Genomic DNA, 25,224 nt, shown 5'->3' with positions numbered 1-25,224 from the left:
CGCGGGATGGCGATGATCAGACCGCCAGTGCCTTCGCCTTGAGGGTGTCGAACTCGGCCTGCGAGATGGTGCCCTTCTCGAGCAGTGCGCTGGCCTGGGCGATCTGGTCGGCCGGACTCGGGGAGGACGAGCTCGCGACCGACTTGATGTAGTCCTCCTGCTGCCGCTGGGCGGCGGCGTGGCCTGCCAGCGTCCGCTCCGTCATGCCCTTGCCGCGGACGATGACGTACACCAGCGCGGTGATCAGGGGGAGGAAGAGCAGGGCGACAAACCAGATGGCCTTGACCCATCCTGAGGTCTCGGAGTCGCGGAACAGGTCCATGATGATCGAGAACAGCATCATCAGGTAGGCGACGAAGACGAAGCTGATGATGATGAACCAGACAATGTCCCAGAAACTCATTGCAGCGTCCTTTCTCGGAGCGCGAAAACGCTTCTGGTCAACGGTGGCGCCTCGACAGCGGAGCGTCCTCACCTGTTCCGGATGATCTTCACCCCACTGGCTGTCACCGAAGGTCCAGGCGCATCAGGATCCGGGGGTGACCGGAGAGGGTTGAGGTGGTGTCCGCGGCTTTGGTGAAGCCGGCTCGCTCGAAGTTCTTGCGGAGGCCGGCGTACGCCATGGTGAGGTCGACCTTGGCGTTGCCGTTGTCCAGGGGGTAGGCCTCGATGGCCGGGGCGCCGTGGTCGCGGGCGAACTCGACGGCGCCGGTGATGAGGGCGTGGGAGATGCCTTGCCCGCGGTGGCCCGGGCGGACGCGGATGCACCACAGGGACCACACCGGCAGGTCGTCGACGTACGGGATCTTCCGGTTGCGGGCAAAGGTCGTGTCCGACCGTGGTGCGACCGCTGCCCAGCCGACCGGTGTCTCGCCGTCGTACGCGAGGACTCCGGGGGAGAGGTCCGCACGGCAGAGCTCGGCGACGTACTCGCCCCGGGCCGGTCCGCGGAGTTCGTTGTTCTGCTTGGACGGGATTCGGTAGCTCAGGCACCAGCAGACGTTGGCCGTCGGCGACTTCGGGCCGATGACCGCGCGAACGTCCTCGAAGACCGCGGCCGGGCGAACCTGGATTGGCATGCAACCCAGGTTCGCACGGCGTTCAGTCGGTGGGAGCGCCGAACCACCGGGGGAGATCGCTGAGCAGGTCTTGCTGGTCGTCGCCGACCCAGGCCACGTGGCCGTCCGGTCGGAGAAGCACCGCGGGTACGTCGAGTTCCTCGCTGGTGTCGACGAGATGGTCGACACGGTCCGCCCAGCCCGCCACCGAGAGGCGGCCGGTCTGGTCGAGCAGTACGCCGCGGCCATCGTGCATCAGGCCGTAGAGGTGGCCTTGCTTCAGCTCCACGTCGCGCAGCCGCCGGCCGAGGAGCGCGTGACCCTCGCCGAAGTCGTAGCGGATCCCGATCGCGATCACCTTCTCGATCAGGTACCGGTTCACGTCCTCGAAGTCCATCAGCTCCGACAGCAGCTGGCGTACGGCCTGCGGACCCGGCTCCAGGGACATCAGCTCCATCTGCGCACGCGTGTTGTTCAGTACGGCGGCCGCCACCGGGTGCCGTTCGGTGTGATACGTGTCGAGCAGCCCGTCAGGTGCCCATCCGTTGATCTCGGCAACCAGTTTCCAGCCGAGGTTGAACGCGTCCTGGACGCCGAGGTTGAGTCCCTGGCCGCCGGCCGGCGGGTGGATGTGCGCCGCGTCGCCGGCCAGCAGCACCCGGCCGGTCCGGTAGCGCGCGGCGAGCCGGGTGGCATCGCCGAAGCGGGACAGCCAGCGCGGCGAGTGCGCGCCGAAGTCGCTGCCCGCGATCTCCCGCAACTGCTGGCGGAACTCGTCGAAACTCGGCGGGGCCGAGCGGTCCTCGGCCACATTCGCGGCGGGTACGCCGACGCGGTACACCCCATCTCCGAGCGGCATGGTGCCGAACCGCAGCTGGGTCTTGCGGATCTCGGTGTTCGCCGCGTCCAGCATCTCCTGTGACGCGGTCAACGACATCTCTCCCAGGAGCGTGTCGGCGCTGCTGGGCTCGCCCGGGAAATCGACGCCGAGCAGCTTGCGCACCGTACTGCGGCCGCCGTCGCAGCCGACGAGATAGCGCGAGCGCAACTGCGTACCGTCGGCCAGTTCGACGGTCACGCCTTCGTCGTCCTGGCTCAGCCCGACCAGCTCGCAGCCGCGCCGGATCTCGGTACCCTGTTCGACGGCGTGCTCGGCCAGCAGGCGGTCGGTGGTGGGCTGCGGGATGCCGAGGATGTACCCGTGCGCCGTGTCCAGCCCGGTGGGAGGCGGCTTACGGATGCCGGCGAACCCACCGATCGGGTACTGCGTGGCGACCGCGAGGAACCGCTCCAGCAGACCGCGCTGGTCCAGCACCTCGATGGTGCGCGCATGCAGGCCGAGTGAGCGCACCACCGGACTCGGCTCCTGGTCCTTCTCCACGACGAGCACCGGTACGCCGTGCAGCCGCAACTCGCTCGCCAGCATCATGCCGGTCGGTCCGGCGCCGGCAATGATCACGTCAATCATGAAACCCCCGATTCCAGCCTGATTTCTGCTTCGGCGGGTGATTCTCCAGCACGAACCGGGCCTTGCGGCAAGTCCCCCGGTGCGCTATATGTTGGGTATGGCAAGGAGTTGATTTCTCCTTGCCTTTCTTTGTGCCGTGTCAGTGAAGTGCCGGGTCAGTGCCGGCCTTCGAGGCCGATGGCGTCGCGGAGTTTCCGGGTGGCCTCGTCGAGTTCCGGGTCTGTCCGCGAGTGCGACTTCATCAACGCGGCCAGCGCTTCGGCGATCACGTTGAGCTTCTCCTGGGACGCTTCCTCTGCCCGGCGGGCGGCGTTCTCCAGCAGGACCACGAGGAGCAGCGTGACGACGCTGGCAACGGTGTGAATCGCGACTTGCCAGGACTTCAGATCGACCCAGAGCGGCAGACTCGCCAGCCAGGCAATGACGATGCCGGCGCAGAGGAAGAAGAACGGCGCCTGGCTGACCCGCAGGTAGGCCGTCTGCACGAACCGGTCGAACAGTGAGCGCCGATCACCCTGCACGCGGGTCTGAGCCGCCTCACTTCGCTCCATCCGTCGGACAGTAGTGCGCCTTTCCCTCCCCGGTACAGCACTCACGGCTTGCGGGCCGCGCGGAGGCCCAGGGCTGCGGTGGCGGCTGCTGTGGCGGTGGCGAGGGCGCCGACCAGGACGCGGTGTTTCGAGGTCCAGGCCTCGTAGCTGCGTGAGGTCGCGCGGTCGTCGAAGGCGCCGTGCGCGCCGTAGTCGTGGCCGTCGTCGCCGTCGGCGGGTTCCCAGAGATTTGCGGCGTCGTCGTCGGGCAGGTCGGTCTGCTGGGAGGTGTAACCCGTTCGCGCCAGGTAGCGGTCGAGCAGGCCGGGTGCGAACTTGTTCGCCAGCACCGTGCCCATCGTCGGCCCACCGATCCAGTACTCGCGGCGCCGGGGATGATCCGCGGCGAACACGACCGCATCGGCGGCGACCTCCGGCTGATAGATCGGGGGGACCGGCTGTGGGTGCTTGGGCAGCTTGGACAGCACCCACGAGAACTGCGGCGTGTTCACGGCCGGCATCTGCACCATGGTGACGTGCACGTTGGACTTGTCGTGCAGGAGTTCACAGCGCAATGAGTCGTGGAATCCCTGGATCGCATGTTTCGCACCGCAGTACGCCGATTGCAGCGGGATCCCGCGGTAGGCCAGAGCCGATCCGACCTGCACGATCGCCCCACGGTCACGTGGTTTCATCCGATCGAGTGCAGCGCGCGTGCCGTACACGTACCCGAGGTACGTCACCTCGGTGGCCCGCTTGAACTCCCGCGGTTCGATCTCCATGAAGGGCGCGAACACCGAGCTGAAGGCGACGTTGGCCCAGACGTCGATCGGCCCGAGCTCGGCCTCGACGCGCGCCGCGGCGGCCTCGACCTGGTCGTAGTCGGCCACGTCGACCGCGATCGGCAGCGCCGTACCGCCGGCGGCCTCCACGTCGCGTACGGCGCCGTGCAGACCCTCCTCGCCACGGGCCAGCAATGCCACTTTCGCGCCCCGCTTCGCGAAGGCGATCGCGGTCGCCCGGCCGATCCCACCGCTGGCTCCGGTCACCACTACGACCTGCTCGTGCTCCGTCACGCTCTCCACCTTCCAGTCGACTCTGAACCCCGGTACCCGGGTCACGCGGGTGTAGACAGCAGGTGGCCGGGGCACGGGGAGTCATGCGGCTGACTGAGACTGCGGATGTCTGGTGGAAGAACGCGGTGATCTATTGCCTCGATGTCGAGACGTTCTTCGACACCGACGGTGACGGGCGTGGTGACCTGCGTGGTGTGAGCCAGCGGATCGATCACCTGGCTGAGCTGGGGGTGACGTGTCTGTGGCTGATGCCCTTCTATCCGACGCCGGGCCGGGACGACGGCTACGACATCACCGACTTCTACGGGGTCGATTCGCGGCTGGGGACGCACGGCGACCTGGTCGAGCTGATCACGCTCGCGCAGGACCGCGGCATCCGGGTGATCGCCGATCTGGTGGTGAACCACACCTCCGATCAGCACCCGTGGTTCCAGAGTGCGCGGGCTTCGCGGGAGTCGCCGTACCGGGGCTGGTACGTGTGGCGGGACGAGAAACCGGCCGACGCGGACAAGGGCATCGTCTTCCCCGATCAGGAGACGAGCCTGTGGCAGTACGACGAGGAGGCGGGGCAGTACTACCTGCACCGGTTCTACAAGCATCAGCCCGATCTCGACATCGCGAACGCCGAGGTGCGTGAGGAGATCGAGCGGGTGATCGGGTTCTGGTCCCGGCTGGGGTTGTCCGGTTTCCGGGTGGACGCCGTACCGTTCCTGCTGGACACCGCCGGAGCCCTCGACGCGGCCGAGTTGCCGGACCCGCACGACTATCTGCGTGATCTCCGCGCGTTCCTGGATCGGCGGCAGGGGTCGGCGATGCTGCTCGGCGAGGTCAACCTGTCCTACCCCGACACACGGCGCTTCTTCGGCGACGAGGACGGCGACGAGCTGACGATGTGTTTCGACTTCATCGGGATGCAGCGGTTCTACCTGTCGCTGGCGCGTCATGACCCGACCGAGCTCGTCACCGCGTTGCGTCAGCGGCCGGACCCGCCGGAGGAGGCGCAGTGGGGCACCTTCGTTCGGAACCACGACGAGCTGACCCTGGACAAGCTGTCCGACGACGAGCGCCAGGAGGTCTTCGACGCGTTCGGGCCGGAGGAGAGCATGCAGCTCTACGGACGCGGGTTGCGGCGCCGGTTGCCGCCGATGCTGGGCAACGATCCGGCTCGGCTGAAGATGGTCTACAGCCTGCTGTTCTCACTCCCGGGGACGCCGGTGCTCTTCTACGGCGAGGAGATCGGCATGGGGGAGAACCTGGCCGTCGAAGGACGGTACGCCGTCCGAACGCCGATGCAGTGGACGGCCGCTGTGAACGGCGGCTTCTCGACCGCCGACCCCGATCAGCTGGCCACCCCGGTCGTCGAAGGAGAGTTCGGTCCGGACCACGTCAACGTCGCGGCTCAACGGCGCGATCCGGATTCGCTGCTGAACTGGATGAGGCTGCTGATCCGGCGCTATCGCGAGTGTCCTGAACTCTCGTGGGGCACGTACACCGTTCTCGAGCACGGGGCGAAGTCCGTGTTCGCGCATCGCGCCGACCACGAGAACGGCACGATGATCGCCGTACACAACTTCGCCGGCGAGCCCGCGAGCGTGACACTCGCGGTGGCCGGCTCGGGAGTCGGCGTACGCGCGGTCGACCTGTTGCGCGACGGTACGACGAACGTCGCGGAGAACGGTCTGATCGAGCTGGACCTGGAGCCGTACGGGACCCGTTGGCTGAGACTCGTCCGGCTCGGCGACCGGTTCATCGTCTAGAGCTTCTCGGCTTCGAGCAGGTGGTTGTGGGTCATGAGCGCGGTGCGGAGTTCCTTGTAGCCGACGCGGTCGAACAGGACGGTCATCGTGGTGCCGTCATAGTGTTCGACCAGGCCGGGGCCGAAGGTGTGGTGGGTGACCCGGCTGCCGACCGGGAAGGGCTCCTCTTCGGGTGGTGCCGCCGTTCGGCCGGCCAGATCGTTGTCGCAGTTGCCGCACGGGCCGTCGTACTGCTCGCCGAAGTAGCTGAGCAGCCACTCGCGACGGCAGCCGCCGTACTCGGCGTACAGGGCCATCATCTCGACCCGGGAGCGGGCGACCTCGCGACGGTCGTGCTCGACGGCCGAGGCGGCGGCGACCGCCCGGTCGACGCCGACTCGGGGGGCCAGGTGGAAACGGTGGCCGATGGCAACCACTCGGGCGTCGGTCAGCCGGCCGAGCGCTCGTTCGACGCGGGCCGCACTGAGGCCGCTCGCCGCGGTCAGTTCGGCGATGTCCGCCGGACGGTGGTCGTGGAGTGCGGTGGCGACCGCGAGGAGATCCTCGTCGGTCACCCCGCCGGAGGCGAAGAACCGGTTGAGTCCGAGGTTGGCATGACGGAAGAACAGCTCGATGTCGGCCGGTTCACCGTCGCGGCCGGCGCGGCCGAGCTCCTGGTAGTACGCGTCGATCGAGCCCGGTGCCTCGGCGTGACTGACCCAGCGGATGTCCGGTTTGTCGATGCCCATCCCGAAGGCGATGGTGGCGACGACGACCCGGTACCGGTCGGCGAGGAAACCGTCCTGGACCTCGCGGCGTTGCTTGGCCGACAGACCGGCGTGGTACGCCTGTGCGGACACGCCGGCGATGTCGAGGTCTGAGGCCAGCTCCTCGGCGTGCCGATGGGTACCGACGTACACGATGCCCGGGCCGCGGGAGGACCGGACATGGCTGAGCAGCCGGCGGTTCTTGGTCTCGTCGTCGGCGAAGGTGAACACGGCGAGGTTGAGGTTCGGCCGATCGAAGCCGCCGACGACCACGGCCGGGCTGTGCATCTCCAACCGGTGAACGATCTCCTTGCGCACCGGTGGCGCGGCGGTGGCGGTCAGGGCGAGGATCGGTGGCCGTCCCATCGCGCCGATGGCGGCGGCGAGCCTCAGGTAGTCGGGCCGGAAGTCCTGTCCCCACTCGCTCACCAGGTGGGCTTCGTCGACGGCCACCAGCCGCGGGCGGGACGCCGCGAGCAGATCGAGTACGTCGGAATGAGTGAGCTGCTCGGGTGACATGAGCACGAAGCCGGGCCGGTTGTTCGCCAACATGTCATGGGCCACCCGTCGACCGGCGTGATCGCTGGCGTTCAACTCGGCGACTTCGACACCGGCGGGGTGTTCGGACAAGGCCCGCAGTTGGTCTCGCTGCAGCGCCACCAGCGGACTGACCACGATGGTGACGCCACCCAACGCCAGTCCGGCGAGCTGGTAGATCGCGGTCTTGCCGGTCCCGGTGGCGAGAACGGCGAGCGTATCCTGCCCGTCGAGCACCGCCTGGACGGACTCGGCCTGCCCTGGGCGCAACACGTCGTACCCGAGCCGCTCACGAGCGAGCGCGGCAATGTCGGAGAGGCTCACCACGCACACATCATGTCTCACCCGAGGATGCCGTCGTAGGGTCCAGCCATGGACATGACGGCGCCCGCACCCCGAGTCCTGGTGATCGGCCTCGATCCGTTCCGGGTTCCAGGCCCGTGGGACCCCCAGCCGGTGGCCGACGCCATTGAGGTGGGACGCGCCAACTTCGCCGAGCACGGCGTCGGTGTCGAGATGTGCCTGGTCGGCCTCGACGGCAGCGACGACATCCCGGCAGTCATCGCCGCCGCCGTCGCAGCTCACCCCTGGGAATGCGTCGTGGTCGGCGGCGGCATCCGCCGAGCCGAAGACCAACTGAACCTCTTCGAACAAATCATCAACCTCATCCGCCACCACGCCCCCAACGCCGCCATCGCCTTCAACAGCACCCCGTCAAACACCTACGAAGCAGCCGCCCGCTGGATCCAGCACCCTGGCGGCCGCTGGGCTTTATGATCCGCACGTGTCGACTGCAGTGCTCGCCACCAAGCTGTTCCCGCCGGCCCGGCGGACCGAGCTGGTTCCGCGGCCACGGCTTGCCGACCGGTTGGACGCCACTCTGAACCGTGAGCACCGGCTCACCCTTGTCTCCGCGCCGGCCGGCTTCGGCAAGACCACGCTCCTCAGCGACTGGGCGGCGGGCCAGGAGCGGGTGGGGTGGTTGTCTCTCGATGAAGGCGACAACGACCTGTCGCGATTCCTGGCCCACCTGTGGGCAGCGCTGGCCGGCACCGGTCTGGACCTGGACCCGACGGCCTTGGAGCCCACCGCCGCCGCACTGACCACGGTCGTCAACGAACTCGTCCGCGCCAGGCCCGACACCAGTCGGCTGCTCGTGCTCGATGACTACCACGTGATCGAGTCGCCCGAGGTGCATGAGGCGATGACCTTCCTCCTCGACCACGGGCCGGAACAGTTTCACCTGCTGATCGCCACGCGCTCGGACCCGCCGCTTCCGCTGTCGCGGCTGCGGAGCCGAGGGCAACTGACGGAGGTACGGGCCACGGACCTGCGCTTCGCGCCGGCGGAGGCGTGGGAGTTCCTCAATGAGGCGATGGGTCTGCACCTGGCCGAGGCCGACGTACAGGCGCTGGAGGGACGGACCGAGGGCTGGATCGCGGGCCTCCAACTGGCTGCGCTCTCACTGCGAGGAGTCTCCGACGTTGCCGAGTTCGTCGAGGCCTTCACCGGAAGCAACCGCTTCGTCATCGACTACCTGGTGGACGAGGTCCTGACCCGACAAGGCGCGGAGGTGCGCGACTTCCTGCTGCGGACGTCGATTCTCGACCGCTTGACCGGTCCCTTGTGCGACGCGGTCACTGGTGGGTCGTACGGCGCTCAGATGCTGGCGGACCTGGATCGCGGCAACCTGTTCCTGGTCCCGTTGGACGCCGAGCGGTCCTGGTACCGGTACCACCACCTGTTCGGCGATGTCCTGCGTGCTCGTCTGATGGCCGAGCACCCAGAGCAGCTCCCGGCGCTGCATCAGGCGGCGAGTGCTTGGTACGCATCACATCACCTCGCCGCGGACGCCGTACGACATGCACTTGCCGCGGGTGACCACGACCGCGCCGCCTACCTCGTGGAAGAGGCGTTGCCGGAGATGCGGCGTGCCCGGCAGGACAACCTCCTGCTGAGCTGGTCGCGGTCACTGCCGGACGACGTGGTGAGGCGGAGCCCGGTCCTCAGCATCATGTCGGGCTGGTCGCAGATGATAGCTGGTGACCTGGACGGGATGGAGCGCCGGCTCGATGATGCCGAGGCGGCGCTGGCGGCCGGCGCTCACGATCAAGCGCTCGCGGCGAGGTGGGCTGACACCGAAGACCTGCGGACCGCGCCCGCGACCTTGTGGGTCTACCGTGCGGCGCTGGCGCAAGCGAGAGGAGACGTACTGGCGACCGTGCTGCACGCTCGGCGCGCGCTGGATCTCGCCGGCGCCGACGATCACTTCGTGCGGGGCGCAGCGGCAGGGTTTCTCGGCCTGGCCGCCTGGGCGGCCGGTGACGTCCAAGAGGCGTTGTCCACGTTCTCGGAGGCCGTTCGCAGTCTGCACGCGGCCGGGAACCTGGTCGACGAGCTGGACAGCACAGTGGTGCTCGGCGACATGTGGATCAGCGCGGGGCGTCCGGGTCGGGCGCGCCGGTTGTACGAGCAGGGACTGGCGACGGCGACCGGGGCGGGCGAGCCGTACCCGCGGGCGACCGCCGACCTGCATGTGGGGCTGGCCGAGCGCGATCGTGAACTGGATGACCTCGTCGGTGCGGAGGCACATCTCGAGACCGCGCGGGTGCTCGGCGAGCGTGGCTCGATCACCGAGAACCGGCACCGCTGGTACGTCGCCATGGCGCAGGTCCGCACTGCGACCGGCGACTACGCCTCGGCCAAGCAACTGCTCGACCAGGCCGCGGCGCTGTACCGGCCCGGCTCCTATCCCGACCTCCGCCCCATCGCCGCACTGCGAGCTCGCGTGGACATCGCGGCGGGAGAGCTCGTCGCGGCGCAGGAGTGGGCAGAGGATCACCAGATCACCGATGACGTCTCGTTCCTGCGCGAGTACGAGCACCTCACCCTCGTGCGGCTCCGGCTCGCCCGCCACCAGAGCGCAACCGACGAGCTGACGCTACTGGATCGACTCCGGGCCGACGCCGACCGGACCCGCGCCGGCAGTCTGCTGGAGATCAGCATGCTCCGAGCGCTCGCCCATCACTCGCTCGGGCACCGGTCGGAGGCCCTCGCTGAGTTGAACGACGCTCTGTCCCAAGCACCAGATCCCGATGGCTACGCCCGTCTGTTCCTCGACGAAGGCGCTCCGATGCTGGCCCTGTTGCACGAGGCCTCGGACAGCGAGTACGACGTACTGCGCCGGCACGCTCGTCGACTCCTCAAGGGTGCCGCTCCGTCCGGCCGCGGAGCTCTGGCCGATCCGCTCAGCGAGCGGGAGCTCGACGTACTGCGACTGCTCGACAGCGAGCTCACCGGTCCTGAGATCGCCCGTCAGCTCTTCGTCTCCCTGAACACGCTGCGCACCCACAGCAAGCGCATCTTCACCAAGCTCGACGTGAACACCCGCGCCGCCGCCGTACGCCGCGGCCACGAACTCGGCCTGCTCTAGCGATCACATCGTCAGTCACACCATGTGGTGACGCCGGGTCACCACACGGCGCCGTACGTTCCGAATATCCCGCGGCACCGGCCGCGGACCACCGGGACAAGGAGCCGGACATGACCATCACACCCACCACCCTCACTCGGGCCGCCGGCGCTGCCGCGGTCGCCGCGGGACTCATCTTCATCGGCGTCCAGATCAACCACCCGCACCTGGATATCACCTCCATCACCACGACCGAGGTCGTACTGCGGAACTCCCTGAAGGTCCTGATGGCCGCGCTGGCACTGGCCGGCATCACCGGCATGTACCTGAGCCAGGTCCGCCGCAACGGAGTCCTCGGACTCATCGGCTACCTGGTGCTCAGCGTCGGCTACCTCTCCATCATGAGCACCACCGCCATCGCCGCCTACGTTCTGCCTGCGATTGCCGACACCAACACCGGCTACGTGAACGACGTCATCGCGCTGGCCACTGGTCACACGGCCACCGGTGACCTCGGTGCACTGCAAACCGTCTGGCAGGTCCAGGGCTTCGCCTATCTCGCCGGCGGCCTCCTGTTCGGCATCGCGCTCTACCGTGCGCGGGTGCTCGCCCGCTGGGCCACCGCGCTGCTCGCCGTCGGCGGTGTCGTCTCCGTCGCCCTCGCCGTGATGCCGGACGCCTTCTACCGCCTGCTGGCCTTCCCGAACGGCATCGCCATGATCGGCCTCGGCTACTCCCTCTGGCGCACCGCCCGCAGCACCACCCCGCAGCCGGCCGGCCAACCCGTCACCGTGGATGCGACCTGACCATGCCGAACGACCCCCGCTGCTACGAACTCCGCCTCCAGGGCGACCTCGACCCCCACTGGTCGACCTGGTTCGGCGGACTCGCCCTCACCCACGACCCCGACGGCACCACCACCCTCCGCGGCCCCATCACAGACCAGTCCGAACTCCACGGCCTACTAACCAAAGTCCGCGACCTAGGCGTCGTCCTGATCTCACTTCAGCTCGTCGACGCGGACCCCTGATCGCTCTCTCCCCCACCCGCCCTCGGCCGGTGGGGAGAGACACGCGCTGTGACCGCGGGGTGGGGGCATTGCGGGGTGGTCGCGACCTTCCCGACCCCCGAGGTCCGTGCCGAGAGCTTCGAAGCCATCCGCAGCCGCGGCTACACCGTCGTACTCCGCAGCGCCTGAACCTCACGTCAGGGTCGATCCTCCAGTAGTCGTCGCCTATCCGGATGACATCGGGATCCGAATAGTCGCCGGGGAGCACCGGATTGGCGTCAGACCCGTCACCCAGCTGCCCCAGCCGATTTTCACAAGCGCAAGGCTACCCAGGCACGCGATACTGCATCGTTGACCCGGAAGCATTGACGAGGGGATCCCAGGTAAGGTTGGCCTTACTTCGGGTCGGATGATTGGTGACCGGTCGAACTGACCAGATACCTGGAGGGGTGGGTGACACGACTCGTGACTGGCCTTGGTGCGTGGTTGCGGCGGCGTACTGGCCGGGGGTTGCGCCGGGCGTCGACGGTGGAGGCGCGGCTGGCCGAGCATGTCGAGCGGATGGCCGACGAGCATCCGCCGATTCCGCTGGACAGCGCTGACTATTCGATGGCACGACCTCAGGTGCTCGGCGAGAGGTTCGGCCCTGTCCTCAACTACATGTCGAGGGTGGAGCTCGAGGTCGAACGCAACGTGATCGAGCTCAACCTCCTGCTGCCGGATCCGCCGCCGATCGACCGGACGTTCTACTCCGACGTCTGGCTTCCGCAGGAGACCCACCACGGTCTGATCCTGGACGAGCTGCAGTTGCAGGCCGGACTGCCGCAGGCCTCCCCGGATCTGACCACGATCGACATCCGGCTGCGGTTGCTAGGTGCCCTCGGGAAAGTGAGCGCGGTGCAGGATGTCAGCCGGATGCTCTACTACCTCACCGGAGTGGCGACGGAGCAGTCGGCGATCCTTGCCTACAACAAGCTTTATCAAGGGCTGATGGCACTCGGCGAACGAGCGATCGCGCTGACCATCGTCGGCCCGATCCGCCGGCAGGAGCCAGGTCACTTCGCGTACTACAAGATCGCTGCCCGAGCGTTGTGGGCCGAGTTGGCGCCGTGGCAGAAGTGGCTGGTCAGGACGCTGCGCAAGCAGAGCTTCGAAGTGGTCGGCGCCTACAACAAGCGGCAACGCGGAGAGTTCGGCGTGGTGATGCAGCGGCTCGGCATCACCGCTGAGGGCGACAAGGGCATCCTCCGTTACGCCGAGCAGATCGGGCGGGTCGAGAAGGAGCTGCTGTGGGCGCAGCGGCAAGGTCTGCGGGTGCCGGCGTACGTCGTCAACGCACTGCGGAACTCCGTTCGCCTCGCCCACGCGTCGGCGCCTGAGGGCGGTCTACTCGCCTCGTGAGCGACGCCAGTCGCTGGGGGACAGGCCGTAGGCGTGGCGGAAGCGGCGGGCGAAGTGGCTGGGGTCGTTGAAGCCCCAGTGTGCGGCGACGGCTGCGATGGGGAGGTGTCGGCTCGCGGGGGAGGCGAGCTGGCGCCGCGCGGCCTCGAGTCGCTCGGTGATGAGCCACTGCTCGAAGCTCAGGTCGTGGCCGGCAAAGAGCTTGTAGAGGTACCTCAGTGAGATGTAATGCTCCGCCGCGACACGAGCCGGCGTGAGGTGCGGATCGCCGAGGTGCTGGCGCACGTACCAGGTGATGCGGGTGAAGAGTACGTCGGTCATCGCCGGGCGCTGCTGCTTGTCGTCATCGGCCGCCGATGCGAGCAGCGCCCGTACCAACTGGGTGGTGGCGGCGCCGAGCATCGGTGCGGAGCGGGTGCCTTGCAGGGCGTCACTGACCGGCGGCAGCTCGCTCAAGTGATTCAGCACGAGGTCGTACAGCGGGCTGCTGGGCAGGCGCGCGGCCGCGGCTCGCACGGTCTCGACACTCAGGCCCAGATCGCTGTAGTCGATCTGGAAAGCCAGTGATGCGCCGCGACCACTCCACGCGAATTCGTACGGCGAAGTCAGGTCCACCAGCATCAGTTCACCGGTGTGCACCCTTTGCTGGTGCGTGCCCTGGCCGAACGCGCCGACCCCGCTCACCTGGACGGCGAGCGCCAACCGCTCGGGTGCGGCGAGCCGGACGTGTTTGGTGGTGCGGACCAGCCGGATGCCGGACCCCTCGTTGCGGAACAGGTTCGGTACGCCGAGTTGCCAGAAGTCCATCCGGGCATGGACATCACCGCGCCGGTCCTCGTGCTCGACGCGCGCGGGGACACTCGCGGACATCATCGCTGTGTAGAACGCCTCGGCGCGATCGTGGGGCGGGAGCGCGGCTGTGTCGAGAATGACCGCCATCGCCTGCCTCCACTCCAAGGTAGGCGGACTGTGCACCGGCAGCCCGGGATCGTGCAGTCAGATCCTATGTCGGCCGGATTCGGCTGGCTACGTTTGCGCCACGGTGCCTGATCCTTGACCGGAGGGGATTCTGATCATGGCTGCTCCCGACACGATTGTCCTGGTGCACGGCTTCTGGATGACACCGCGAAGCTGGGAACACTGGGTGACGCACTACGAGCAGCGCGGCTTCCGCGTGCTCGCGCCCGGGTACCCGGGGTTCGAGGTGGAGGTCGAGTCGCTGAACGCCGACCCGACGCCGATCCTCAAGCTGACCGTGCCGCAGATCATCGCGCACCTCGAGGCGGTGATCCGCGAACTGCCGTCGCCGCCGATCATCATCGGCCACTCCGCCGGTGGCGCATTCACCCAGATCCTGCTCGACCACGGATTCGGCGCGGCCGGCGTCGCGATGAACTCGGCGCCGACGGAGGGTGTCCGCGTGGTACCGCTGTCCCAGGTGAAGTCGACGTTCCCGGTGCTGAAGAGCCCGACGAACCGGCACAAGGCGATCCCGTTGTCGCTGGATGAGTTCAAGTACGCGTTCACCAACACCTTCACCGACGAGGAGTCGCAGGCGCTGTACGAGCGGTACGCGATCCCGGCGAACGGCGGGATCCTGTGGGGGAGCGTGCTCGCGAACTTCCAGCCCGGGCACCAGGACACCTGGGTCGACTACCACAACGACGACCGGGTGCCGCTGCTGTTCGTCTCCGGCTCGGATGACCACATCATGCCGCCGGAGGTGCAACGCTCCAACGCGAAGCACTACAAGTCCGACACGGTCACCGAGGTGAAGTTGTACGACGGATACGCACACCTACTGCCCGCGCAGGCCGGCTGGGAGAAGATCGCGGACGAGGTCCTCGACTGGGCGCTGGCCCACGCGGTGATCAGCAAGTCGTGACCGACGTCCGGATCACCCACATCGGCGGTCCGACGACGCTGATCGAGGTCGAGGGTTGGTGCCTGCTCACGGACCCAACCTTCGACCCGCCCGGCCGTCGGTACTCGTTCGGCTGGGGTACGGCGTCGACCAAGGTGGCCGGACCGAGTATTCCGGTCTCGGCCCTGCCGCGGATCGACGCCGTACTCCTCACCCACGACCATCACGCCGACAACCTCGACGACGCCGGTCGCGCGCTGTTGCCGAGCGTTCGTACGGTCGTGACGACGGTCGCCGGAGCACGCCGGCTCGGTGGTGACGCGGTCGGCCTGGCTCCCTGGTCGGTCCACTCGCTCGAGCAGCCCGGCCTCCCCACTGTGGAGATCACCGCGACGCCTTGCCGCCACGGTCCGCCACTGAGTCGCCCGATCACCGGCGAGGTCGCGGGTTTCGCGTTGCGGTGGCCGGGCCAGCAACACGGCGCCTTGTGGATCTCCGGCGACACTGTCCTGTACGACGGTGTGCGCGAGGTCGCCGGCCGGGTAGACGTCGGGACGGTGGTGCTGCACCTCGGTGCCGTCCGGTTCAACGTCACCGGACCGCTCAAGTACACGATGTCCGGTCCCGATGGCGTCGAACTGTGCGAACTGCTCGAACCGCGCACCGTGATCCCCGTCCACTACGAGGGCTGGAGTCACTTCACCCAGGGCCGCGACACCATCGAGGAGGCCTTCTCCCGAGCCTCAGCCGACGTCCGCGACGCGTTGACCTGGCTCACACCGGGCGCGCCCAAGGTCCTCTCGGTCTGACCGGCACGCTTGAGCCAAGCCGGGAGCCACCAGTTCGCCGCACCCAGGAGGGTCATCAAGGCCGGCACCAGGGCCAGGCGGACGATGGTGGCGTCGATCAGGACGGCGACGGCCAGCCCCAGGCCGAACATCTTGGCGGTCGGGTCGTCGGTGAGCGCGAAGCTCGTGAAGACCGAGATCATGATCAGGGCCGCCGAGGTGATGACCCGGCCGGTGGTGGCGATGCCGTGGATCGTCGAGGCGGCGGTGTCGCCGGTCCGGACGTAGGTCTCCCGGATCCGCGACAGCAGGAAGACCTCGTAGTCCATCGAGAGACCGAACAGCACGGCGAACATGAACATCGGGATGAACGGCAGGATCGGGATCGTCGACTCCAGCCCGATCAGGCCGGAACCCCAGCCCCACTGGAAGACCATCACCAGGACCCCGAACGACGCACCGATGCTCAGGAGGTTCATCAGCGCGGCCTTGAGCGGTACGACGATCGAGCGGAAGACCACCGTCAGCAACAGGACGGACAGCAGGATCACCGCGCCGATGAACAGCGCGAGCCGATCGTTGACCTTCTCCCCGACATCCGCCAGGACCGCCGTCTGCCCACCGACGTGCGCCTTCGCCGGACTCTGTCGCAGTACGGACGGGAACACCTCCGCACGGAGCCGCTTGACCGTGGTCATCGTGGCATCGTCCTGCGGCCCAGTCGTCGGTACGGCGATCAGCGTGGCGATGCCGGCCGCGAGGTTCACCTCGGGACGGGCGACCGAGGCGATCCCCGGGTCGGCCGCAACCGCGTCGGCCAGCGGCTGGACGACGCTCGGATCCGCCGAGATGTCGACGGCGATCACCAGCGGACCGTTGGTACCGGGACCGAAGCCCGCGGCGACGAGGTCGTAGGCCCGGCGTTCTGTTCGCTGCACAGGGAGCGCACCTTCGTCGGGCGTGCCGACCCGGAGCGCGAGCACCGGTGCGGCGAGTGCCAGCAGCAGGACAGTGGCGCCGACCGCATACGCGAGGGCATGCCTGGACACGTGCCCCGCCCAGCGCTGCCAACCCGGCCCGGGTGTGGACCGCACCCGCCGTACCCGGAGGCGGTTGATCCAGTGGCCGGCCAGGCCCAGGAAGGCCGGTAGCAAGGTGAGTGACGCGAGCACCATCGTGAGCACGATGATCGAGATCGCAATGCCGCCGGCGGTCATGAACGGTACGCCGGCCACGACCAGACCGAGGATCGCGATCACCACAGTGCCACCAGCGAAGAGCACAGCCTGCCCCGCGGTGGCGACGGCCTGCCCGGCCGACTCCTCGACGCTCAGCCCGCGGGCCAGGAACTCGCGATGCCGGGTGACGATGATCAGCGCGTAGTCGATGCCCACCCCGAGGCCGATCATGCTGCCGAGCACCGGTGCCCAGCTGGGCAGCTCGATCAGATAGGTGACCAGGGACAGCGAACTGATACTCAGTGCGAGTCCGAACACCGCGATTCCGATCGGCAGGCCCATCGCGATGACCGACCCGAAGGCGACCAGCAGGACGATCATCGCGGCGATCAGGCCGATCGCCTCGCCCAGGCCGGCCTGGCCCTCTTCGAACGCGTTGAACAGGTCACCGCCCAGCTCGACCCGCAGTGGGGATCCCGCTGCGGCCTGGGCACCGAATGACTTGAGCTGGTCCAGATCGCCCGGATCCAGGTCGTCGAGCACCGGGTACTGCAGGCGGATGAGACCGACCCCGCCGTCGGGCGAAATGACCGGTTCGCCGGCGCCGAGCACGTGCGGCAGCTCGGCGGCCGTCGACCGAACCCGGGTCAGCTCAGCTCGCAGCTCGGGCGAGGCGAACGTCGCCGCGTCGTCGAGCGGAGTGACGACGATCTGCGCTGTCAGGCCGGCCTGATCCGCTCCGGCAGCGGACAGGAGATCAGTCGCGGACTGCGAGTCGACGCCGGGTGCACCGAACGACTCCTCGAGTTTCTTGCCGAAGGCGCCGGACGCCGCGACCACGAGTGCGGCCACCACGAGCCAGGCCCCGATCACCACCCACGGCCGGCGCGCGGCGTACCGGCCCAACCGGTCCAGCTTCGATCTCATGATTGATCTCCTTCAGGCGAGAGTTCCGTTCATCGTGGCCGCGCGGGACCGCCTCGCACCTCGGACGAAGAGCCGGACTTTCGTCGACCGATCAGCCGAGTCGCGCCCCGTACTTTGAGCCGATCCGCCGGCCGTCCGGAGTCCCTACGCTGTGGGCATGGTGAGAAACGCCGTACGGTCGCTGCTGGCCGAGCCGCGCGCGCCGCATCCGCCCCGGCGGGTGTGGCGCGACTGGGTGCTCGTCGCCGGCCTGCTGACGGCGAGCGTCCTCGAAGGCGTGCTGCGCGATGACCTGCTGTGGAGACCAGCCGCAGTGGTGCTGGCGATAGCTGTCGCGTTCGCACTCCTGTGGCGGCGTACGTATCCGCTCGCCGTGGTGGCCGCCGTGTTCGGTGCACTGATCGTGGTCGACATCGGAGTCCTGGTCACCGGCAGCGGAACCTTCGGTCTGAACACGATGATCTGCGTGGTGTTGCTGCCGTACTCGCTGGTGCGCTGGGGATCCGGCCGTGAAATCGGCATCGGGCTCGCGATCATCTGCGTTGCGCTGGTGCTGGGCAATATCAGCGATTTCACCGGGTACGTCGAAGCTGTCTTCGGCAGCATGTTCCTGCTCTTCCCGGCGACCCTGGCCGCCGCGGTCCGCTATCGCTCGACGGCCCGGATCCGCGAGCTGGACCAGGTGCGGCTCCGCGAGCGTGAGCAGCTGGCCCGTGAGCTGCATGACACGGTTGCTCATCACGTGTCGGCCATCGTCATCCGGGCGCAAGCCGGCCGAGCCGTCGCCGCCACCCGCCCGGAGGCCGCGGTGGAGGCCCTCGCCGTCATCGAGGCGGAGGGCACCCGTACTCTCGCCGAGATGCGGACCATGGTCGGCGTCCTGCGCGACGACTCGGCGGCGCTCGTCCCGCAACCGGGAGTCGCGGACCTGGAGCGGCTCGCCCGGAGCGTCGGTGACCGCCCGCGGGTCGAGGTCGAGGTGTCGGGGGAGATCGAGGACTTCGGGCCGGCGGTCGGCGCGGCGATCTATCGCATCGCGCAGGAGTCGATCACGAACGCCGTACGCCATGCCCGCCAGGTCACGCGGATCGATGTCCGCGTGACCTCGGACGGCGACGCCGTACGGCTGACCATCCGCGACGACGGGGAAGCCACGTCGGCGCCACGGAACTCACTCGGCTACGGATTGGTGGGGATGACCGAGCGCGCGATGCTGCTCGGCGGTTCGTTCGCCGCAGGCCCCGGCGCGGAGCGGGGCTGGACCGTCGACGTGGTGCTGCCGAGAACGGCGGCCGGCCGATGACGATCCGGGTTCTCGTCGCCGACGATCAAGATCTCGTCCGGACCGGTCTCGCGATGATCCTCGAGGCGCAGCCCGGGATCGAGGTGGTCGGTCAGGCGGCCGACGGCCGCGAGGCGGTCGAGCTCGCCCGCCGGCTTCGGCCCGAGGTGTGTCTGTTCGACATCAGGATGCCCGTCATGGACGGGATCGAGGCAACCCGCGAGCTCGCCGGCGCGGGGGTGGAGGATGCGCCGGCGATCGTGGTGATCACCACGTTCGATCTCGACGAGTACGTGTACGGCGCGCTGAAGGCGGGCGCTCGTGGATTCCTGCTGAAGGATGCCGGTCCGGACCTCCTGATCCAGGCGATCCACGCGGCCGCCAACGGTGACGCATTGATCGCACCCCGGATCACGGCCCGCCTGCTGGCCGCCTTCTCCGACCAACCCGCCGGGCGTACGCCGGTCCAGCCGATCGACCCGCTCACCACCCGCGAGGAGCAGGTCCTGATCGCTGCGGCCACCGGCCGGACCAACGCCGAGATCGCGGGAGACCTCCACATCAGCCTGAGCACCGTGAAGACTCACCTGACCAGCGTGATGGGCAAAGTCGGCGCCCGGAACCGCGTCGAGATCGCGATGTGGGCCTACGAGACAGGCCGCATCAAGCCTTGACGAAGGTCACGCGGAGGCCGTCGGGGTCGTGGGTGTCCGGCTGCGGACTGGTGGTGGTGAGGACGAGGTGGTTGATCGGGGTCGTTGCTGGGGGCAAGGAGCGGGACAGCTTGACCGCGTCGGGGCCGATCCGGAAGGTGGGGGAGTCCGCCGAAGGGTCGCTGGGCATGCCCAAGTGGGTGCCGTAGAACTCGACGGCGGCGTCGAGATCGGGTGAGTCCAGCCCGATGGAGCTGAGCTGGCGGACAGGGCCGGCCGTGATCGGCGGGATGCGGAACTCCTCCGAGCGCTGCAGGAGTTCGATGCGGGTGCCGCTGGGGTCGGCGAGGAACGCGAGCCTGCCCTGGCCGCTGCCGGCGACCTTCGGCGCTGAGAGCTCGGCGTACCCGAGCGCGATCAGCCGGGCGTAGTCCGCGTCGAGGTCGTCGGTCATGAAGCCGACATGGTTCAGGCCGTACGTCGCGTCCAGGTCGGGATCCTCGTGGTACAGGAGCTCGACCAGGCCGGTGCCGAGCTGGATGTGCACCCGATGGACGCGGCTGTTCGGCATGAACAGCCGATCGACCACTTCGGCACCAAGCCCGGAGTAGAACTCCAGGCTGGCTTCAAGATCTCGGACGCGGCCACCGACATGGTTCAGCTCGTAGATCACGTCATCACGATAGCAAGCGCTTTCCGCCGCCGCCTGGTCACTGCGCGAGCCGCTCCTGGAGGAAGTCGGCGATCTGCGTCCGGGCGGCCCGGGCCTGCGGTACGACGCCTGGCATGCTGAGGAAGGCGTGGCCGGCGCCGGGGTGTTCGACCAACTCGACCGGTGTGCCCGCGTCGCGGAGCCGGGCGGCGTACGCACGTCCGTGGTCGGCCACCGGGTCCAGCGTCGGCACCACGACGAGCGCGGGAGCGAGTCCGCTCAGGTCGTCGGCGTACAGCGGTGACACTGTGCGCGGATCCGTTCCTTCGGGAACGGCCAACCGGCGGAAGAATTCCATCTGCTTGACGGTGAGGGTCGGGCTGTCGGCGTACTCGGTCATCGACGGGTAGTCGAAGGCGGTCGAGGTCAAGTCGACGCAGGGGTTGACCAGCACCTGCGCACGCAGGCGGAGCCCGGAGTTCCTGGCCCGGATCGCGGCCAGCGCGGTGACCATCGAACCGGCGCTCTCCCCGAAGACCGCGGTCCGGTCCGGGTCGATGCCCCACTCCGCGGCGTGGTTCAGCACGTGGTCCAGCGCGTCCCGGCCGTCGTCGATCGCCGCGGACAGGGGAGTCTCCGGGTCGACGAGCCGGTGCTCGACGGAGACCACGACAGCGGGCAGTCGAGCGGCGAGATGACTGTTGACCCAGTCGCACTGCACCGCCGTACCGACGAACCCGCCGCCGTGCACGTGCAGTACGAGCGGCAGCCTGGCCGCAGCGTTGCCAGATGGTCGGTAGACGCGGACGCGGAGAGCACGGTTGGGGAGGTCCAACTCCTGCCAGGTCATGGTGGCCCCGCGGTCTGGGAACCCGGTGATCACTCGCGCCAGCCTGGAGCCGCGCTTGCGGTTCTCGGCCTCGCGGAAGGCAGCCAGCGCCTCGGCCGGCATCGCCAGCCAGTCCGGTTCTTTGCGCAGGGCGTGCATCAGCTGGATGCCCAGTGGCGGTTGCTGCAGTCCGGTCGTCGTGGTGCTCATCGTGCTCCTCGGCTTTGGTTTCGCTACTAGAAGTATCGATACTAAAAGTAGCATAACTCGCTATGGTGTGATGATGGCCCGAGCAACGACACCGACCAGACCGCCCGGACGCCCGCGTGCCGGCGTCGACGCCGAGGTCTTCGCGGCGACGCTGCGGACAGTCGACGAGCTCGGGTACGCGCGGGCGACCGTCGACCGGATCGCCGCCGCGGCCGGGATCGCGAAGACGACGATCTACCGTCGGTGGCCGTCCAAGGGCGAGCTGATCACCGCGTGCCTGATCGACGCGTTCGGTCCGGCGCCGCTGGAGGGCACGGACCCGAAGGAGAAGCTGGCCGCAGCCGTCCGCTGGATTGCGGCGAAGATCGGCGAACCGGGCATCGGCGCGGCGTTCGCCGGTGTGTTCACCGATGCCGTCGGCGATCCCGCCCTGCGCGAGGTCCTGTCGACGCAGTTGCAGGATCCCTACCGGATCGCGTTCCAGGAGGCGCTGGGCGAGCCGGAGAACCGGGTCCTGTTCGTCATCGACGTCGTGGTCGGAACGCTGCTGCACCGGATGGGCATGACGGGTGAGCCGATGGCCGACGCAGACGTGGACGCACTGGTCGAGATCGTCGTGCGAGAGCTCCGGTAGTCGCCGCCGTACGACGACTACCGAAGCTACGCCGAGAGAGCGTTGGTCAGGAGTGCGACCAGAGCCTCGAGTTGCATGTCGGCGGACGCGGAGAGCTCGTCGTCGGACCCGTCCAGGGCGCGGGCTGCCAGCCCGGCCTTGGCGTCGATCAGTTCGGCGATCTTCGTGTCGATGGTCTGGGCCGCGATGATGCGCCAGGCGGTGACCGGGTCGTCCTGGCCGATCCGGTGCACCCGGTCGATGGCCTGGGTCTGTTCGGCGTTGGTCCAGGAGAGCTCGGCCAGGACGACGTTGCTCGCGACCTGGAGATTGAGGCCCACACCGGCGGTCAGCAGCGAGCAGACCGCGATGGAGACGTCCGGGTCGTTCATGAACGCGTCGATGTTCTGCTGACGCTTCCGGGCGGTCTGGTCACCGCGGATCGAGGAGAAGCGGATGCCGCGCTCGGTGAAGAGCTCCTCGGCGGTGTCCATCACCTCGATGTGCCGGGCGAAGAAGACGACCTTGCCGACGCTGTGCACGAGTTGGGCGGCGTAGTCGGCGGCCAGACCGGCCTTCGCCCGGCCGATCCGGCGGACCAGCGTGAACACGTTCTCGCCGGTCTTGGCGTTGTCCTGATCCGCGCGCTCCCACCCGGCGACCCGGCGTACGAGGTCGTGGTCGATGCCGTCCACGACGCTGCCGGCGGTCCGCGTCTCGAGCGCGCTGTGGTACCGGGAGACGAGACGTTCGGCGAGCTCGCGCTCGGCGTCGCGGATCGAGCGGCCGACGGCGCCGTCGAGCTCGACGGGCAGGTCGGCGATCCGGCGGGCGGGGATGTCGGCGGCCACGTCGACCTTGCGGCGCCGGACGATGCCGAGGTCGATCACGCAGGCTCGGGCGGCCGCCGAGAAGGCGGGATCGGCCGGCGTCAGGTCGGTCTCCTCGAGCGACTCCATCAGCTCGGCCCGCGGGCCGGCCTCGTCGATCCAGCCGAGGAACTCCCAGATCGCCGTGAAGTCCTCGATGTCGTTGATCAGCGGCGTACCGGTGAGGGCCATCAGCAGCGGACGCGGGGTTCGGGTCCGGATCCGCTCGGACAACTGCAGGACGTTCCGCGAGCGCTGGGACTTCTTGTTCTTGATGAAGTGCGCCTCGTCGACCACCATGCCGCGGAAGCCGAGGTCGCCGAGCCAGCCGACGTGCCGGTCGAGCACCTCGTAGTTGACGATGACGATGTCGGCGAACCCGTCCACCGTCTCGCCGTCGCCCTGGACCACGGTGGCGACCTTCTTCGGCGTCCACAGGCCGGACTCGCGAGCCCAGTTGGTCTTCACGACGTTCGGTACGACGACGAGCAGCGGGTAGGCGTTCGCGGCCCGTGCGGCCAGCAGGGCCTGAGCCGTCTTTCCGAGGCCGGGCTCGTCGGCCAGCAGGAACGTCCGGTGGCCGGCCGCAGCGGAGGCGATGAGCCGCGCCTGGTGTGGCATCAGCTCCAGGCCGTTGGCCGCGTGCAGGGAGATCGGCTCGGGCAGGGACTTGCTGGCCGAGGCGGAGGCACGCTCGAACGACCGGAGCAGCGGCCCGATCAGCTCCCAGCCGGCGAGCCGCCCCGGGCGGGGCGGACGTGACGGAGCGGCGCTGAAGTCTGGCGCGAGGAAGGGGTTGGCCAGCTGTCGCGAGACCACGGTCTGCGGCACGACTCGGCGGGCCGGCGGGTCGGCCGGAGTGGCCGGCTGGCGGGGCGCGGCCTCCTCGCGGGGTGGCTCCATGCCGGCGGCGAGCAGCATCTCGCGCTTGAGCGACGTGGCCGCCTCGGAGATCACCGCGTCCTCGGCCAGCAGGCCGAGCAACGAGGTGTCGCGAGCAGCGGTCTTCGCCAGAATCGTCGCGATGCCGTCGAGCCGCCGCAGTTGCTCGGACCGATAGGTGTCACTGGCGGACGCGTCGCGGTTCACCCGGGAACGCTCCTCGCGCACCAGCAGCGCGACCACCTGGAACTTCGTCCGCACCGAGGGCCGGACGGCGCCGCGCTCGACAGCGGACTCGACCTCCCGCACGGCGCGCGCGAGCACCTGGATGAGGCCGTCGGCATCATCGGCCGGCCGCCGGCGGCGGGCAGCCTGTCGGGTAGCGCCGGGCTGGCGCTGGCCTCGTCGGGCCAAGGAATCCTCCTGTGAACGGACATGACACGGCGGCCATGGGTGAAACGCGCACCGTACGGCGTGATGCCGTCGACGAGACGCCGTCCGGGATGTCCGGCGGATCGTCGGAAGAGTGGCCGGCGAAATCCGCGGCGAATCGACGCTGCCCAGGTCGGTGCCCTCCCATACTAGCGTCAGTCCGCTGGCCGGACAGCCCATTACCCCGGCTGGATCAGGTCAACCCACCTCAGGACTGGTCTCGACGGTGGCGGCGACCATCACTCTCTGTGCTGCACTGGTGCTCGTTGCAGTTGTCATTGCGCTCACGATCCTTCGACGTGTCTGGACCGCTGAGCGGGTCGTGCTGGACGAGAATGACTTGGTCTCGGAGCGCGGGTGAGTACGTTGGAGAGGTGCGGGTGGCGAAGCGCTGGTGGTGGGTCGCGCTGGGAGTGGTGGTCGTAGGCGTATGGGCCGCGCGCACCGACGACCACCCCAAGGCCGTGGACGCATCACAGTCCACGGCGACCGCGAAGCCGACGCCGACGCCTACCCCTCGGCCGAGTACGTCGACCACCCCGAAGCCGTGGTACGACGCCTACGACCCGGCCCACTTCGCCCCGCAGGTACGCCGGTACGCGCAACAGGCCGGGGTCAGTCCACAGTTGCTGATGGCAATCTTGTACAACGAGTCGTACAAGCCGCACGACCCGGAGTTCGAGCGCTCGTGGGCGCGGATCGACTCGAACCCGGCGTTCGGAATCGCGAACATGCATCGGGCCGCCTTCGACGACACGAAGCGCGGACGCGATTTCGCCAAGCGGAAGTGGGAGCAACTCCCGGACGATCCGGGGCTGGCCATCCAGGCCGCGGCGTGGCACCTGCATGACCTGGCCAAGCGGCTGCCGGACAAGCGAAGTGACCGGTACAGCAAGGACGAGTTGCTGGCCCTGGGCTACAACGCGGGCGCGGGAAACATGCGGATCTTTGCCAAGGGAACGAAGGCCGGCGCTCAAGCCCAGTCCTACGTCGATCGCTTGCACGACAACTGGGCGAAGTCCGGCCAGGCGATCCGCTGATGAATAAGGAG

General features: G+C 68.5%; 23 protein-coding genes. 12 read left to right on the top strand and 11 right to left on the bottom strand.

Annotated features, from left to right (window positions below; genetic code table 11):
- Window positions 1-16: 16 nt before the first annotated feature.
- The 5 genes from ACZ3HV_RS12765 to ACZ3HV_RS12745 all read right to left on the bottom strand — a co-directional run bounded on the left by ACZ3HV_RS12765 (window position 17) and on the right by ACZ3HV_RS12745 (window position 4,132).
- Window positions 17-403, bottom strand: a complete 387-nt coding sequence (locus ACZ3HV_RS12765; protein ID WP_465683769.1) for an SHOCT domain-containing protein — start codon at window positions 401-403, stop codon at window positions 17-19.
- 103 nt (window positions 404-506) lie between these two features.
- The gene (locus ACZ3HV_RS12760; protein ID WP_465683767.1) at window positions 507-1,079 is read right to left on the bottom strand and encodes a GNAT family N-acetyltransferase; all 573 of its coding nucleotides are present in this window, start codon (window positions 1,077-1,079) and stop codon (window positions 507-509) included.
- Between the two features lie 22 nt (window positions 1,080-1,101).
- The gene (gene rox / locus ACZ3HV_RS12755) at window positions 1,102-2,526 is read right to left on the bottom strand and encodes a rifampin monooxygenase (protein ID WP_465683765.1); all 1,425 of its coding nucleotides are present in this window, start codon (window positions 2,524-2,526) and stop codon (window positions 1,102-1,104) included.
- A gap of 155 nt (window positions 2,527-2,681) precedes the next feature.
- Window positions 2,682-3,077, bottom strand: coding sequence for a low affinity iron permease family protein (locus ACZ3HV_RS12750; protein ID WP_465683763.1), 396 nt, complete (start codon window positions 3,075-3,077; stop codon window positions 2,682-2,684).
- A gap of 41 nt (window positions 3,078-3,118) precedes the next feature.
- A complete protein-coding gene (locus ACZ3HV_RS12745) occupies window positions 3,119-4,132 on the bottom strand; it encodes an SDR family oxidoreductase (RefSeq protein WP_465683761.1) in 1,014 nt (337 codons plus the stop codon).
- Between the two features lie 83 nt (window positions 4,133-4,215).
- Between ACZ3HV_RS12745 and ACZ3HV_RS12740 the strand changes: the two genes are divergently transcribed.
- Window positions 4,216-5,889, top strand: a complete 1,674-nt coding sequence (locus tag ACZ3HV_RS12740; protein ID WP_465683759.1) for an alpha-amylase family protein — start codon at window positions 4,216-4,218, stop codon at window positions 5,887-5,889.
- Here the strand turns inward: ACZ3HV_RS12740 and ACZ3HV_RS12735 are convergent.
- A complete protein-coding gene (locus ACZ3HV_RS12735; RefSeq protein WP_465683757.1) occupies window positions 5,886-7,499 on the bottom strand; it encodes a RecQ family ATP-dependent DNA helicase in 1,614 nt (537 codons plus the stop codon). The genes ACZ3HV_RS12740 and ACZ3HV_RS12735 overlap by 4 nt on opposite strands.
- Before the next feature lie 45 nt (window positions 7,500-7,544).
- On the opposite strand from ACZ3HV_RS12735, the gene ACZ3HV_RS12730 reads away from it, so the two are divergent.
- From ACZ3HV_RS12730 to ACZ3HV_RS12710, 5 genes are all read left to right on the top strand, one after another.
- Window positions 7,545-7,949 (top strand): hypothetical protein, encoded by a 405-nt coding sequence (locus tag ACZ3HV_RS12730; RefSeq protein WP_465683755.1) that lies wholly within the window; start codon window positions 7,545-7,547, stop codon window positions 7,947-7,949.
- 7 nt (window positions 7,950-7,956) lie between these two features.
- Entirely contained in the window at window positions 7,957-10,605 is a 2,649-nt protein-coding gene (locus tag ACZ3HV_RS12725) for a winged helix-turn-helix domain-containing protein (protein WP_465683753.1), read from the top strand.
- 110 nt (window positions 10,606-10,715) lie between these two features.
- Window positions 10,716-11,390, top strand: a complete 675-nt coding sequence (locus ACZ3HV_RS12720; protein ID WP_465683751.1) for a hypothetical protein — start codon at window positions 10,716-10,718, stop codon at window positions 11,388-11,390.
- Between the two features lie 2 nt (window positions 11,391-11,392).
- Window positions 11,393-11,614: a hypothetical protein gene (locus ACZ3HV_RS12715; RefSeq protein ID WP_360375953.1), complete on the top strand. Its 222-nt coding sequence runs from the start codon at window positions 11,393-11,395 to the stop codon at window positions 11,612-11,614.
- A 432-nt stretch (window positions 11,615-12,046) separates the two neighbouring features.
- Complete coding sequence (locus tag ACZ3HV_RS12710) at window positions 12,047-12,994, top strand: GTP-binding protein LepA (RefSeq protein ID WP_465683749.1); 948 nt, start codon at window positions 12,047-12,049, stop codon at window positions 12,992-12,994.
- Here ACZ3HV_RS12710 and ACZ3HV_RS12705 read toward each other — a convergent pair.
- Window positions 12,980-13,933, bottom strand: a complete 954-nt coding sequence (locus tag ACZ3HV_RS12705; RefSeq protein WP_465683747.1) for a helix-turn-helix domain-containing protein — start codon at window positions 13,931-13,933, stop codon at window positions 12,980-12,982. The genes ACZ3HV_RS12710 and ACZ3HV_RS12705 overlap by 15 nt on opposite strands.
- Window positions 13,934-14,069: 136 nt before the next feature.
- On the opposite strand from ACZ3HV_RS12705, the gene ACZ3HV_RS12700 reads away from it, so the two are divergent.
- Window positions 14,070-14,879: an alpha/beta hydrolase gene (locus tag ACZ3HV_RS12700; protein WP_465683745.1), complete on the top strand. Its 810-nt coding sequence runs from the start codon at window positions 14,070-14,072 to the stop codon at window positions 14,877-14,879.
- Window positions 14,876-15,667, top strand: coding sequence for an MBL fold metallo-hydrolase (locus ACZ3HV_RS12695; protein ID WP_465683744.1), 792 nt, complete (start codon window positions 14,876-14,878; stop codon window positions 15,665-15,667). The genes ACZ3HV_RS12700 and ACZ3HV_RS12695 overlap by 4 nt, the downstream gene beginning before the upstream one ends.
- Here ACZ3HV_RS12695 and ACZ3HV_RS12690 read toward each other — a convergent pair.
- Window positions 15,553-17,751, bottom strand: a complete 2,199-nt coding sequence (locus ACZ3HV_RS12690) for an MMPL family transporter (protein WP_465683742.1) — start codon at window positions 17,749-17,751, stop codon at window positions 15,553-15,555. The genes ACZ3HV_RS12695 and ACZ3HV_RS12690 overlap by 115 nt on opposite strands.
- Window positions 17,752-17,908: 157 nt before the next feature.
- On the opposite strand from ACZ3HV_RS12690, the gene ACZ3HV_RS12685 reads away from it, so the two are divergent.
- The gene (locus ACZ3HV_RS12685; RefSeq protein WP_465683740.1) at window positions 17,909-19,054 is read left to right on the top strand and encodes a sensor histidine kinase; all 1,146 of its coding nucleotides are present in this window, start codon (window positions 17,909-17,911) and stop codon (window positions 19,052-19,054) included.
- Complete coding sequence (locus ACZ3HV_RS12680) at window positions 19,051-19,707, top strand: response regulator (RefSeq protein WP_465683738.1); 657 nt, start codon at window positions 19,051-19,053, stop codon at window positions 19,705-19,707. The genes ACZ3HV_RS12685 and ACZ3HV_RS12680 overlap by 4 nt, the downstream gene beginning before the upstream one ends.
- On the opposite strand, the gene ACZ3HV_RS12675 is transcribed toward ACZ3HV_RS12680, so the two are convergent.
- Both ACZ3HV_RS12675 and ACZ3HV_RS12670 read right to left on the bottom strand, forming a co-directional pair.
- Entirely contained in the window at window positions 19,697-20,359 is a 663-nt protein-coding gene (locus ACZ3HV_RS12675) for a VOC family protein (RefSeq protein ID WP_465683736.1), read from the bottom strand. The two genes, ACZ3HV_RS12680 and ACZ3HV_RS12675, sit on opposite strands and share 11 nt — an antisense overlap.
- A 37-nt stretch (window positions 20,360-20,396) precedes the next feature.
- Window positions 20,397-21,377, bottom strand: a complete 981-nt coding sequence (locus ACZ3HV_RS12670; RefSeq protein ID WP_465683734.1) for an alpha/beta hydrolase — start codon at window positions 21,375-21,377, stop codon at window positions 20,397-20,399.
- Window positions 21,378-21,450: 73 nt separating this feature from the next.
- Between ACZ3HV_RS12670 and ACZ3HV_RS12665 the strand changes: the two genes are divergently transcribed.
- A complete protein-coding gene (locus ACZ3HV_RS12665; RefSeq protein ID WP_465683732.1) occupies window positions 21,451-22,011 on the top strand; it encodes a TetR/AcrR family transcriptional regulator in 561 nt (186 codons plus the stop codon).
- A 26-nt stretch (window positions 22,012-22,037) separates the two neighbouring features.
- On the opposite strand, the gene ACZ3HV_RS12660 is transcribed toward ACZ3HV_RS12665, so the two are convergent.
- Window positions 22,038-24,155, bottom strand: coding sequence for a DEAD/DEAH box helicase (locus ACZ3HV_RS12660; protein WP_465683730.1), 2,118 nt, complete (start codon window positions 24,153-24,155; stop codon window positions 22,038-22,040).
- 392 nt (window positions 24,156-24,547) lie between these two features.
- On the opposite strand from ACZ3HV_RS12660, the gene ACZ3HV_RS12655 reads away from it, so the two are divergent.
- Complete coding sequence (locus tag ACZ3HV_RS12655; RefSeq protein WP_465683728.1) at window positions 24,548-25,213, top strand: transglycosylase SLT domain-containing protein; 666 nt, start codon at window positions 24,548-24,550, stop codon at window positions 25,211-25,213.
- Window positions 25,214-25,224: the final 11 nt, after the last annotated feature.

The sequence above is a fragment of the Kribbella sp. NPDC020701 genome (assembly GCF_055562215.1).
This window is presented reverse-complemented; position numbering and strand designations above follow the sequence as displayed.